13 protein-coding genes are annotated in these 11,453 nt (G+C 61.6%); 8 read left to right on the forward strand and 5 right to left on the reverse strand.

Annotation, left to right across the window (positions count from 1 at the left end; all coding sequences use genetic code 11):
* The first annotated feature begins 14 nt into the window (after positions 1-14).
* The 6 genes from M1D99_RS09450 (at position 15) to M1D99_RS09475 (ending at position 3,369) form a co-directional block, all read left to right on the forward strand.
* Positions 15-266: a hypothetical protein gene (locus tag M1D99_RS09450; RefSeq protein ID WP_225917600.1), complete on the forward strand. Its 252-nt coding sequence runs from the start codon at positions 15-17 to the stop codon at positions 264-266.
* A 424-nt stretch (positions 267-690) separates the two neighbouring features.
* Positions 691-1,101: a glycine zipper domain-containing protein gene (locus tag M1D99_RS09455; RefSeq protein WP_186709693.1), complete on the forward strand. Its 411-nt coding sequence runs from the start codon at positions 691-693 to the stop codon at positions 1,099-1,101.
* Between the two features lie 390 nt (positions 1,102-1,491).
* Positions 1,492-1,665 (forward strand): hypothetical protein, encoded by a 174-nt coding sequence (locus tag M1D99_RS09460; RefSeq protein WP_162893857.1) that lies wholly within the window; start codon positions 1,492-1,494, stop codon positions 1,663-1,665.
* Positions 1,666-1,736: 71 nt separating this feature from the next.
* Positions 1,737-1,940 carry a hypothetical protein gene (locus M1D99_RS09465; protein WP_434574854.1) on the forward strand — a complete coding sequence of 68 codons (204 nt, stop codon included), beginning with the start codon at positions 1,737-1,739 and terminating at the stop codon, positions 1,938-1,940.
* Between the two features lie 88 nt (positions 1,941-2,028).
* Positions 2,029-2,412: a hypothetical protein gene (locus M1D99_RS09470; protein ID WP_186709690.1), complete on the forward strand. Its 384-nt coding sequence runs from the start codon at positions 2,029-2,031 to the stop codon at positions 2,410-2,412.
* Positions 2,413-2,673: 261 nt separating this feature from the next.
* Positions 2,674-3,369 (forward strand): HAD-IA family hydrolase, encoded by a 696-nt coding sequence (locus tag M1D99_RS09475; RefSeq protein WP_186709688.1) that lies wholly within the window; start codon positions 2,674-2,676, stop codon positions 3,367-3,369.
* An 86-nt stretch (positions 3,370-3,455) separates the two neighbouring features.
* Here the strand turns inward: M1D99_RS09475 and M1D99_RS09480 are convergent, their stop codons facing one another.
* On the reverse strand, positions 3,456-4,202 hold the full coding sequence (locus tag M1D99_RS09480) for a 3-oxoacyl-ACP reductase family protein (protein ID WP_458131677.1): 747 nt from the start codon (positions 4,200-4,202) through the stop codon (positions 3,456-3,458).
* A gap of 125 nt (positions 4,203-4,327) precedes the next feature.
* Here M1D99_RS09480 and M1D99_RS09485 point away from each other — a divergent pair, with 125 nt between their 5' ends.
* Positions 4,328-5,251 carry a LysR family transcriptional regulator gene (locus M1D99_RS09485; protein WP_434574858.1) on the forward strand — a complete coding sequence of 308 codons (924 nt, stop codon included), beginning with the start codon at positions 4,328-4,330 and terminating at the stop codon, positions 5,249-5,251.
* Positions 5,252-5,397: 146 nt separating this feature from the next.
* On the opposite strand, the gene M1D99_RS09490 is transcribed toward M1D99_RS09485, so the two are convergent.
* The 3 genes from M1D99_RS09490 to M1D99_RS09500 form a co-directional block, all read right to left on the reverse strand.
* Complete coding sequence (locus M1D99_RS09490; protein WP_060741345.1) at positions 5,398-6,126, reverse strand: aspartate/glutamate racemase family protein; 729 nt, start codon at positions 6,124-6,126, stop codon at positions 5,398-5,400.
* Between the two features lie 60 nt (positions 6,127-6,186).
* Positions 6,187-7,713 (reverse strand): NCS1 family nucleobase:cation symporter-1, encoded by a 1,527-nt coding sequence (locus tag M1D99_RS09495; protein ID WP_186730178.1) that lies wholly within the window; start codon positions 7,711-7,713, stop codon positions 6,187-6,189.
* Positions 7,714-8,165: 452 nt separating this feature from the next.
* A complete protein-coding gene (locus M1D99_RS09500; RefSeq protein ID WP_434574862.1) occupies positions 8,166-8,909 on the reverse strand; it encodes a phosphoadenylyl-sulfate reductase in 744 nt (247 codons plus the stop codon).
* Between the two features lie 173 nt (positions 8,910-9,082).
* Between M1D99_RS09500 and thrH the strand changes: the two genes are divergently transcribed.
* Positions 9,083-9,700: a bifunctional phosphoserine phosphatase/homoserine phosphotransferase ThrH gene (gene thrH / locus M1D99_RS09505; RefSeq protein ID WP_186730177.1), complete on the forward strand. Its 618-nt coding sequence runs from the start codon at positions 9,083-9,085 to the stop codon at positions 9,698-9,700.
* Positions 9,701-9,847: 147 nt separating this feature from the next.
* On the opposite strand, the gene pabB is transcribed toward thrH, so the two are convergent.
* The gene (pabB, locus tag M1D99_RS09510; RefSeq protein WP_458131678.1) at positions 9,848-11,191 is read right to left on the reverse strand and encodes an aminodeoxychorismate synthase component I; all 1,344 of its coding nucleotides are present in this window, start codon (positions 11,189-11,191) and stop codon (positions 9,848-9,850) included.
* Positions 11,192-11,453 lie beyond the last annotated feature (262 nt).

An 11,453-nucleotide genomic window follows, 5' to 3' on the forward strand; every position in this document is an offset into this window, starting at 1 on the left:
CTAGTCTCACTGTCGTGAAGGTCGATATTGTCAGGCAACCGGTTGTTGCCGGTATGGACCTCAATGAAAGGGGAAAGGCAATGGGAACACCGTACAGCGAGGAGCACGGAGCCGCATATCCGATCAATGAAGGGTTGCAGTGTGGCCAGTCGACCTACCATGCAGACTTTGGCGATGAGCCGATCAAGTCCATCAGGACGAAGGTGGCTAAGGTGGAGCGAGGGGAGAAGGCCAAGTTTTTGCCCAGGGTTCCGGTCAAGAAGTGACGACGAGTCGTGGCCAGAGATCGTTCCCGCCGGGGCTGCGCAGGAGCTATGTGGGAGCTGTGTAGGAGCTGTCGAGTGCAACGAGGCTGCGATCTTTCCCCAGACAATTGAGTCTCAAGCGAAAGATCAAAAGATCGCAGCCTTCGGCAGCTCCTACAAGGATATCCCGGTCGTTACATAAATATTTTTCATCTTTTCTCAATCGGCGGTTTCTTTCACGTTTCTTTCACAAGCAGGTACGTACTCTGAGCTCATCCGTTAGAAAGCAGTACCTGCCCGTTTCCCCAGCGGGCTTTTTTTTGCCTGTCATAAAATAATCCGCCGTTTCGTTGTCCAACCGTCATGGCTGACGTTGTGTGGCGTAAACTCGCGCCCGCACGCATCGGCCATTTCTCCCCGATGCGGCATTCTTGAGGTTTCTATCATGCGTTTGACTTTGTCCACCTTGTTACTGGGGTTAGTGGTTGCCCAGGGCGCGATGGCTGCCGGCGACGGTACCGCCGCGGTCGGCGGTGGTCTGGGCGGTGTGTTGGGCAACGTGGTCGGCCAGCAGATGGGCGGCAGCACAGGCGCCGCGATTGGCGCCGGTGTCGGCGGCGCAGCCGGTAGCGCCGTGGGCGCGCGCAAAGGCAGCCGCACGGAAGCCGCCATCGGCGGTGGCCTGGGCTCGGCCGGTGGCTCGATTGTCGGTAACCGCCTGGGCGGCTCCACCGGCTCCACCATCGGCGCAGGCATCGGCGGCGCGGCGGGCGGCGCGTTGGGCAGCAACCTGTCCAATGACAACGACGGTCACTCCGGTGGCAAGAAGCACAAGCACAAGAGAAAGCACCGCTAAGCGGAGGCTTGGATGAATGGATCCGGCCTCATGCCGTGATGCTGTTCAACTGGAAAAAACGGCGCTTCTTTCAGAAATGAAAAGCGCCGTTTTTTTGGGGGCTTCTTTTGATGCCTAAAGCAAGGGCAACAAACAGCGCCAGCCGCTATGTAACAGCGGCACCGCCATCGCGAGCAGGCTCGCTCCCACAGGGGATTTGGGGTGTTCGTAACATCTGCGTACGACACAAAAAAACTGTGGGAGCGAGCTTGCTCGCGAAGAGGCCAGCACATCCAACATCGTCATCGACTGTGACACCGCCTTCGCGAGCAAGCCCGCTCCCACACAGGGGAACGATTGCCGCCGCCCCGCCTCAAATTCATACATCCATCAGCAATCGCGAGGTGTGTCATGACGCCGGAAACTGAAGGCAAGGAAGAAAAAGGCCCGACGGGCGTTCCCTTCATCAATGACCCAGGCCCCAACGACCCAGGCAACGAAGACCCCGGTTCCCTGATGGACGACGCCCAAGTGCCCTTGCTCGACGATGAGGATGCTGAACTTGAGGACGAATCCTACAAGTGAAAGCCCTTAAACGGATCGCCCGCGTTCTTTAAGCTGCAGAACAGGTGCGTTCACCTGCCAGGAGGTTATATATGACTGCCCATTCGCCCGCCCGCGACGACGAAGAAACCCCGGAATACCCGCTGCCGTCGCCGACCAACCCGCTGAGCCGCGACCAGCTGCCGCCCGATGACGAAGCGGGCGTCGAGCAAGTGCCCAGCGACGACGAGGATGTCGAGGCGACCCCGGATGATCCGGACATCGCCGGTGAAGACGCCTCCGGCAAGCCGAGCTGATCGACAGCCCCGCCCGTCGATCCAGTGGCACCATCGCCCCTTCACGCATGCCACACATCAGGTAAGTACCTTGAAAAGGAGACTCACCATGATGAAGTCCAACATGACAGCGCTGACACTCGCCGGGATTCTTTCGGTCAGTTCGTTGGCCGCTTTCGCACAATCTTCCAGCGGCACGCCTCCCGTGGACAAGGGCGGGATGCCACCTTCTTCGGAAATGGAGGCTGGCTCAACGTCCGGTGCCAGCGGTAACGCCTTGCCCCCAGGCTCCGTCGGTGGTGGCAATGGCGGCGATGCCAGCGGCAGCAGCACCAGCCCCGGCACCGGCAGCGGTTCGATGAGTGGTGGCAGCACGATGGGCGGCGCCGACGCCGGCGGTGGCACCAGCGGAGGAACCGGTACCAGCGACAGCGGTGGCAGCTCGGGCGGCAGCGGCTCGGGATCGGGCGGCTCCGGCAGCTCGGGTCAATAACCGCTGCATCGTCATCCAAACCGATCCGCTTTTGTGGCGAGGGAGCTTGCTCCCGCTGGGGTGCGAAGCAGCCCCACGATCTTACGGTCGCTGCGCAACCGAGCGGGAGCAAGCGCCCTCGCCACAAAACCCGTCCATGGATTTCCCATTGCCGGTTCCAAGCCCCCTTCGTTATCCTGCTGAATCCTTTAAGGCAAACACGCTACCCTGGCCGCACCTGAGCCATCCCTGGAATGTTGTGTTGATAACGGATCAGATGCGATGAATGCACCGCTGAAAGAGTTTGGCCCGATCAAGGCTGTGATTTTCGACATGGACGGGCTGTTGTTGGACACCGAGGGGATCTACACCGAGGTGACTTCCATCATCGCCGAGCGCTATGGGCGCACGTTCGATTGGAGCGTCAAACAGAACATCATCGGACGCGGGGCCGTGGACCTGGCCAATTACGTCGTCCAGGCGCTGGAATTGCCGATCACGCCCCAGGAATTCCTGGCCATCCGCGAGCCCTTGATGCGCGAGCGTTTTCCTCACGCCCTGGGCATGCCCGGCGCCGAGGAACTGGTGCGGCATCTGAAGGCCCACAACATTCCGATAGCGGTGGGGACCAGTTCGTCGAGCCCTACGTTCGAGCTGAAAACCACCTTGCACCGGGACTGGTTCGCGCTGTTCGATTGCATCGTGACGGCGGATGACCCCGAAGTCGGCGCGGCAAAACCGGCACCGGATATCTTCCTCACCGCCGCCCGGCGCCTGGGTGTCGAGCCGCGCGATTGCCTGGTGTTCGAGGATTCCCCGTTCGGCGTGACGGCCGCGAAAGCGGCCGGCATGACCGCCATTGCCATTCCGGATTCGGCCATGGCAGACGAAAAATACGCCCATGCCGACGGGATCATCCGCTCCTTGAGGATGTTCCAGCCAAGCCTTTGTGGTTTGCCGGAGTTGGAGTGGGCCTGAAAAAAAGGGCCGCTGCGCGGCCCAGCGGGAGCAAGCTCCCTCGCCACATGGGATGAAGCCATGACCGGCGTTTTTCCATGCCTGGATCAGGCGCCGAAACCACCGTCTATGGTCAGGCTGGCACCGGTGATGTAACCGGCTTCCGGCCCGGCCAGGTAGGCGACGAAACTGGCGATTTCTTCGACGTTGCCGTAGCGCCCGACCGCCATCAGCGACATCAGGCTCGAGGCGAAGTCGCTGTCGGCCGGGTTCATGTCGGTGTCCACCGGGCCGGGCTGCACATTGTTGACGGTGATGCCGCGCGGGCCGAGGTCACGGGCCAGGCCTTTGGTCAGGCCGACCAGCGCCGATTTACTCATGGCGTACGTGGCGCCGCCAGCGAAGGGCATGCGGTCGGCATTGGTACTGCCGATGTTGATGACGCGACCGCCTTCGGTCATGTGCCGCGCCGCCGCCTGGGTGGCGACGAACACGCTGCGCACGTTGATGGCCAGGGTCTGGTCGAAATCTTCGAGTGTGAATTCCTCCAGCGGTCCCATGGCCAGCACGCCCGCATTGTTGACCAGGATGTCCAACCGACCAAACGCCTCGACCGTGGCGGCGACGGCGTTACGCACGGCGTCGGCATCGGCGCTGTTCGCCTTGATCGCCAGGGCCTTGCCGCCCGCTGCGGTGATGCTGTTCTGCAGTTCTTCAGATTTCGCGCCGGAGCTGACATAGGTGAAGGCCACGGCGGCGCCTTCTGCCGCGAGGCGTTTGACGATAGCGGCGCCGATGCCGCGCGAACCGCCTTGGACCAAGGCGACTTTACCGTTCAGTGCTGGGTTGTTCATGATGTTCTCCAAAGTGTGCCGGGGCGAGATGCCGCGGTGATGGAGCGAGTATCAAGAAGCGGTCATGGGCTGTGTAGACCGTCGTTGCTATAGTCTGTCTAAACCAAAAGTTTAGAGTGGCGCCCATGGAGACCTTCAACAGTATCGAATGCTTTGTGCGCAGCGCCGAAGTCGGCAGCTTTGCCGAGGCGGCGCGACGCTTGAGCGTGACCCCGGCGGCGGTGGGTAAAAGCGTCGCCAAGCTGGAGGCGCGAATGGGCGTACGCCTGTTCCAGCGCAGCACCCGCAGCCTGCGGCTGACCGAAGCCGGCCAATTGTTCTTGACGGAGGTCGGCAGCAGCTTCAACACCATCCAGAACGCTGTCGCCAACCTGGCCAGCGCTGGTGGGCAACCGGCGGGGACGCTGAAGGTGAGCATGGGCACGGCGTTCGGTCGATTGTATGTCGTGCCATTGCTGGGGACGTTCCTGCGGCGCTACCCAGCGATCAACCCGGATTGGCATTTCGATAATCGCCAGGTGGACCTGATCGGCCAAGGCTTCGATGCCGCCATCGGCGGCGGTTTCGAGCTGCCCCAGGGCGTGGTGGCGCGCAAGTTGACGGTGGCCCATCGGGTGCTGGTGGCTTCCACGGACTACCTGCAAACCCATGCCGCGGTGAAAGAGCCGGAAGATCTGTCACAGCACCAGGGCATCCTGATTCGCTCGCCACAAACCGGGCGCGTGCGTTCCTGGCAGTTGACCAGCCGCAGCCGCGAACATAGTCCGTTGACGCTCAAGACGCGCATGACCATGAGTGATTCGGAAGCCGACTGCGCGGCCGCGGCCCAAGGCCTTGGCATCGGTCTGGTGAGCATGCCGATCGCCGTTCCCTTTCTGGAAAACGGGGCGCTGCAGCGGGTATTGCCGGATTGGTACGTCGACGACGGCAACATCTCCATCTACTACGCCGAGCACAAGTTGCTGCCGGGCAAGACCCGGGCGTTCGTGGATTTCATCATCGAGCAGTTTGCCGAGCAGGGGTTGGCGCGGCGGTTTAGTGCGGTTTGAGCCAGGCTTCGGACCGAGTCGCGCCCTTCGCGAGCAAGCCCGCTCCCACATTTGATTGTATTGATCAAAAGATTTGTGTACGACACAGATCTTCTGTGGGAGCGGGCTTGCTCGCGAAGGGGGCGCCCCGGTCTAAAGTCATGCACTCACCGCCCAAACCGCCCCGGCCAGCCAATGATGGTCTTGGGCCGCGGCGTGGCATAGGTGCGCACTTTCGACGTCGACAATCCCAACCGCACCAGCGATTCGGCAATGGTCACCGCCGCCGTCACCCCATCGACCACCGGCACCCCGGTGCGCTGGCGGATCTGTTCATCGAGCCCGGCCATGCCGCCACAGCCCAGGCAGATCACCTCGGCCTTGTCCTGGCTGACTGCCAGCTCGGCCTGCCGCACGATGGCTTCAACCGCCCGCTGCGGATCCTGCTCAAGCTCCAGCACCGCCAGGCCACTGGCCCTTACCGAAGCGCAGCGGTCGAAAAGGCCGGACAGCTTGAGCCGGTCTTCGATCAGCGGCACGGTGCGGTCCAGGGTGGTGACCACCGAATAGGCATGGCCGAGGAACATGGCCGTGCTGGCGCCCGCATCGGTGATGTCCACCACCGGCACGTTCAGCAGTTCCTGCAGGCCTTCGCGGCCATGTTCGCCATAGCCGGCCTGGATCACCGCGTCGAACGGCTGGTCGTAGGACATCACCCGGTCCATCACCGCGATGGCCGCTAGGTAGCTTTCAAAATTGCCCTCGATGGAATCGGCGCCGAAATGCGGCGTGAGCCCGACGATCTCGGTGCCCGGCGCGGCGACGGCCTGGGCTTGGCGGGCGATGGCTTGGGTGATGGATTCGGTGGTGTTGACGTTGACCACGAGAATTCGCATGAGCTGTCCTCCTTAACACACAAAAGTAAGCGGCCCGAACCGGGCGGGCCGTTCGGGCGATCAATGATGAACGTTATCCACAGCGATGGACTCACCGCTGACGTCCTCGTAATACGGCTGGCGCTTGGCGATGATCAGGTACAACAACCCTGCAATCGAAGCGCCAATCAGCCAGGAAAACGGTGAGACGGCGTCAAAACCGGGCACCAGGGCCAGGATGATGGCGATCAGCGCGGCTGGAATGAATGCCGCCACGGCACGCAGGTTGACCCCGTTGCTGTAGAAATACGCACCGTTTGGGTCCTCGCTGTACAGTTGCGGCACGTTGATGCGGCCTTTTCGCAGCAGCCAGTAGTCGACCATGATCACGCCGTACAACGGCCCGAGCAGGGCGCCGAGGCCGGATAGGAAGTACACGATCACCAGCGGGCTGTTGTAGAGGTTCCACGGCAGGATCAGCACGGCGATGGCGGCGCTGATCAGCCCGGCGCGGCGGAAGGTCAGGTACTTGGGCGCCAGGTTGCTGAGGACAAAGGCCGGGGCGACGAAGTTGGCCATGATGTTCACCGCCACGGTGACGATCAGGAAGGCCAGGCAGCCGAGCACGAGGAAGAACGTGTTGGGGATCGAGGCAATGACCTGGGTCGGGCTTTCGATGATTTGCCCATTGATCTGGAATTGGGCGCCGCAGAGCAGGATGGTGATCCCGGCAAACACCAGGATGTTCACCGGCAGGCCCCAGAAATTGCCGACGATGATGGTCCGGCGGCACGGCGAGGAGCGGGCGAAATCGCAGAAGTTGAGAATCAAGGTGCCATAGATCGACAGCCACAGCGCGCCACCGGCAAAGATATTGCGCCACATTTCGCCTCCGGTCAGCGGCTCGCGAATTGACCAGGCAATGGTGGCGTCGGCCTGGGTGTACATCCAGCCGGCGAGGGCCGCGACAGTCACCAGGATCACCGGGCCAGCAAAGCCTTCATAGCGGCGCACCATCTCCATGCCGTAGGCCAGGATCACCAGTTGCACGAACCAGATCGCCACGAAACACACCCAGCCCAGGCTCGACAGGCCGAGGATCGAGTCGCGGTCGTAGTCGGCGAATCCCGGGTGTATCGCCACCAGCAACACGCGGAACACCACCGATGCCAGGTAGGTCTGGATCCCGAACCAGGCAATGGCGATGACCGCGCGGATCAACGCAGGAATCTGCGCGCCGTGGATGCCGAAGCTGATCCGGCTGATCACCGGGAACGGCACCCCGGTTTTCTGGCCCATGTAGCCGGACAGGTTCATGAAGCCATACACCAGCGCCGCGCCGATCCCCAGGGACAGCAAGATTTGCCAGCCACCCAGGCCCAAGGCATAGAGGCCGATGGCGAAGGAGTAGTTGGCGATGTTGTGTACGTCGTTGGTCCACAGGGCAAAGATGCTGTAGCGGCCCCAGCGGCGGCCTTCGGCCTTGGTCGGCGCCAGGTCCTTGTTGTGCAGCCTCGGGCTCAGTGCCAGGGACGCGGTGTGGTCTTCGAGGGCGGGGGTGGAGGAGGGCAGATCCAGCGCGATGTTATTGGAGAGACTTGTACGCATTCCGGCAGGCTCCTGATTCTCGGCGCTGCGATGACTGTGCATGAGCGCGAGGCTCGACAAATCTTCGTCGCGGCGGGCGAGCATCATTGGTTACGGGGCATCTGCAGCCTGTACGGGATAGGGCGCTTCAGGCTTGCGGATCTAAAGTGTGTGTATGTTTTGTAGATCTTGTATACAAAACACTTTTCGACTCAAGCCAGATTTATGCCGCTTACGGACCTATCCGTTGCAGCACTAATTTCGTTTTGTTATGGGCTTTAAATAACTAGCTGAAATACCGTGATTTAAAACTGACCGTTTAAACAGGTATTTATTTTTTGGCGAACGCCAGTGAAGAAGGGAGAACGGATAACGCGGGAGGGAAGGTGTAACCTTTCGGGGCAGTTACGAAGTAAGTGCACACAAAAATGGCACTTGTGGTGACATTTTTGTGTACAGAGTCTGGCGCTCGCTTAGACGGTCTTGGATTTGGCAATGATGTTGCCGGCGTGCAGCCCGCATTCTTTCTGCGTGGCTTCTTCCCACCACCAGCGGCCTTCGCGCTCGTGTTGGTTCGGCAGCACCGGGCGCGTGCAAGGTTCGCAGCCAATGCTGATGAAGCCGCGTTCATGCAGGCTGTTGTAAGGCAGTTCGAGCATGCGGATGTAGCCCCAGACTTCTTCGCTGGTCATCTGCGACAGCGGGTTGAACTTGTACAGGGTGCGCTCGGGGGTAGAGAACGCCGTGTCGATTTCCAGCACCGCCACCTGGCTGCGGGTGCCGGGGCTCTGGTCACGGCGCTGGCCGGTGGCCCAGGCGCGGACATCGGTCAGTTTGCGCCGCAGCGGCTCGATCTTGCGGATGCCGCAGCACTCGCCATGACCGTCCTTGTAGAAGCTGAACAGGCCTTTTTCCTTCACGAAGGGTTCAAGTTTCGTGTGGTCCGGCGACACCAGTTCGATGTCGATCTTGTAGTGCTCGCGCACTTGGTCGATGAACCGATAGGTCTCCGGGTGCAGGCGACCGGTGTCGAGGCTGAACACCTTGACGTTCTTGTTCAGTTTCCAGGCCATGTCCACCAGCACCACGTCTTCGGCGCCGCTGAAGGACAACCACAGGTCATCGCCGAATTCGGCGAAAGCCAGCTTGAGGATGTCCTGCGGGGACTTGTTGGCATAGGTCGTGGCGAGTTCCACGACGTCAAACGATGGGCTCATCAGGGCGGTTTCCTACAGGTCGGTGGCGCTGGGCGCTCTATATGGGGCTGATGGTAACAAAAGCTGTCGGGGCTGGCGCGTCCCTGTGCGTTGCGCGGGCTTCGACGAATGGCTAGAGTCGGCAGGCCTTTTGTTCGCTCAACCGATAAACATCAAAAAAATGGGAGTGTCTTGTGGAAATTGCCTGTCTCGACCTGGAAGGTGTGCTGGTCCCGGAGATCTGGATCGCCTTCGCTGAAAAAACCGGGATTGAATCCCTCAGGGCAACCACTCGGGACATTCCCGACTACGATGTGCTGATGAAGCAACGGTTGCGCATCCTCGACGAGCATGGCCTCAAGCTCTCCGATATCCAGGAAGTCATCGCCACCCTCAAGCCGCTGGACGGTGCCATCGAGTTCGTCGACTGGCTGCGCGAGCGCTTCCAGGTGGTGATTCTGTCCGACACGTTCTATGAGTTTTCCCAACCGCTGATGCGCCAGCTGGGCTTCCCGACCTTGCTCTGCCATCGCCTGATTACCGATGACGGCGGGCGGGTGACCGGCTACCAGTTGCGTCAGAAAGATCCCAAGCGCCAGTCGGTCCTGGCCTTCAAGAGCCTGTACTACCGGGTGATTGCGGCGGGGGATTCCTACAACGACACCACGATGCTGGGCGAAGCCGATGCCGGGATTCTGTTCCATGCGCCGGAGAATGTCATTCGTGAGTTCCCGCAATTCCCGGCGGTGCATACGTTTGCCGAGTTGAAGCAGGAATTCCTCAAGGCCTCGAACCGCAATCTGAGCCTGTAACCCCAACCCCTGTGGGAGCGAGTCTGCTCGCGATTGCGGTATGCCAGCTGGCATTGATGTCGACTGACACACTGTCATCGCGGGCAAGCCTTGCTCCCACAGGTGGCACCACACCAACCTGTGGGAGCAAGGCTTGCCCGCGATGCTTTAGAGGTTCTGCAAGGTTTCGAGCAACACCCGAACCTTGGTAATCGACTCCTGATACTCGGCCTCCCAATCCGAGTCCGCGACAATCCCGCCACCGCCCCAGCAGCACACTTGCCCATCCTTGACCAACAGGCTGCGGATGGCGATGGAACTGTCCATTTCCCCGCGCACGTCCAAGTACAGCAACGAGCCGCAATACAGCCCGCGCCGGGTCGGTTCGAGTTCGTCGATGATTTGCATGGCGCGGATTTTCGGCGCGCCGGTGATCGAACCTCCAGGGAAGCTGCCCGCGATCAGGTCCAGGGCGTCTTTATCCACAGCCAGTTCGCCCGTCACGCTGCTGACCAGGTGATGCACGTTGGGGTAGCTTTCCAGGCTGAACAACTCCGGCACCCGCACCGAGCCGATGCGGCAGGTGCGGCCCAGGTCGTTGCGCAGCAGGTCAACGATCATCAGGTTTTCCGCCCGGTCCTTGGGGCTGGCCAGCAGCTCGGCGGCGTGGGCCGCGTCCTCCTCGGGCGTTGTGCCACGGGGGCGGGTGCCCTTGATCGGACGGGTTTCGACCTGGCCTTCGCTGACCTTGACGAAGCGCTCCGGGGACAGGCTCAGCACCGCGCCGCCCTCCGGCAGGCTCTGGAAACCGGAAAACGGCGTTGGGCACGCCGCCCGCAGCGCCTGGTAAGCGGCCCAGGCATCACCCTGGCAAGGCGCGCGAAAGCGTTGGGCAAAGTTGACCTGGTAGCAGTCGCCGGCCTGGATATACGCCTGGATGCGTTCGAACGCCTGTCGATAGGCGTCGACGCTGAGGTCCGGCGTCATCGGTCCTTCAAGGCTGAACGGCAGAACGGGCGCCGGGGTCGGCTGGCTGAACAGTGTAATCAGGCGCTGGCGTTCGCCTTCGCCGCAATGGGGGTGGAACACCAGTTGGCTGGTACCCGCCTGATGGTCGCTGACCAGCGCCCAGTCGTACACGCCGAAACGTGCGTCGGGCAGTTGCAAGTCGTCCTGGGCGTGGGACGGCAGGGTTTCGAGGTGCCGGCCGAAGTCGTAGCTCAAGTAGCCGATCAGGCCGCCGGCGAAGGGCAATTGCACCGTGGCCGGCAGTACCGCGTCGCCCAGTTGCGTCAGATGAGTACGCAGGCGTTGCAGGAAATCGCCGCCGCTCTCGTTCGGCAACACCGCCAGTTGTGCCAGCGGCCAGGCGCTGAGCAGGTCGTAACGCCCACGCTCGGCGCTTGGCCGGCCACTGTCGAGCAGCACGCTGCCGGGAGCATGACGAATCGCCGCGAAGTAGTCGGCGGGGTTGGCGCGGTAGGGCAACGGGTATACGGAGCAGGTTGGCATGGGCGGGGTGGGTCGGCCGTTCAGGCGGGGGAGCGATTGTAATCCCCTGTAGGATTTGCTCCTAGGGGGATGTCGGTATTGAACAGGTCTGAAGCTTCAATGAGACCCGTGGCGAGGGAGCTTGCTCCCGCTGGGCTGCGAAGCGGCCCCCTGGGCAGTTGAGCGCATCATTCTGATACACCGAGGTGCTGGGCTTTGGGGTTGCTGCGCAACCCAGCGGGAGCAAGCTCCCTCGCCACAGGGTTCAACCTTCAGCTTCGGT

Source organism: Pseudomonas sp. R3-41 (assembly GCF_054161485.1).

What these genes read in the sequence shown, in the direction of transcription:
- pabB (WP_458131678.1), bottom strand. Translation starts at nt 11,191, where the DNA reads ATGCCAACCTGCTCCGTATACCCGTTGCCCTACCGCGCCAACCCCGCC.
- M1D99_RS09480 (WP_458131677.1), bottom strand. Translation starts at nt 4,202, where the DNA reads ATGAACAACCCAGCACTGAACGGTAAAGTCGCCTTGGTCCAAGGCGGT.
- M1D99_RS09460 (WP_162893857.1), top strand. Translation starts at nt 1,492, where the DNA reads ATGACGCCGGAAACTGAAGGCAAGGAAGAAAAAGGCCCGACGGGCGTT.
- M1D99_RS09475 (WP_186709688.1), top strand. Translation starts at nt 2,674, where the DNA reads ATGAATGCACCGCTGAAAGAGTTTGGCCCGATCAAGGCTGTGATTTTC.
- M1D99_RS09470 (WP_186709690.1), top strand. Translation starts at nt 2,029, where the DNA reads ATGATGAAGTCCAACATGACAGCGCTGACACTCGCCGGGATTCTTTCG.
- M1D99_RS09500 (WP_434574862.1), bottom strand. Translation starts at nt 8,909, where the DNA reads ATGAGCCCATCGTTTGACGTCGTGGAACTCGCCACGACCTATGCCAAC.
- M1D99_RS09495 (WP_186730178.1), bottom strand. Translation starts at nt 7,713, where the DNA reads ATGCGTACAAGTCTCTCCAATAACATCGCGCTGGATCTGCCCTCCTCC.
- M1D99_RS09490 (WP_060741345.1), bottom strand. Translation starts at nt 6,126, where the DNA reads ATGCGAATTCTCGTGGTCAACGTCAACACCACCGAATCCATCACCCAA.
- M1D99_RS09485 (WP_434574858.1), top strand. Translation starts at nt 4,328, where the DNA reads ATGGAGACCTTCAACAGTATCGAATGCTTTGTGCGCAGCGCCGAAGTC.
- M1D99_RS09455 (WP_186709693.1), top strand. Translation starts at nt 691, where the DNA reads ATGCGTTTGACTTTGTCCACCTTGTTACTGGGGTTAGTGGTTGCCCAG.
- M1D99_RS09465 (WP_434574854.1), top strand. Translation starts at nt 1,737, where the DNA reads ATGACTGCCCATTCGCCCGCCCGCGACGACGAAGAAACCCCGGAATAC.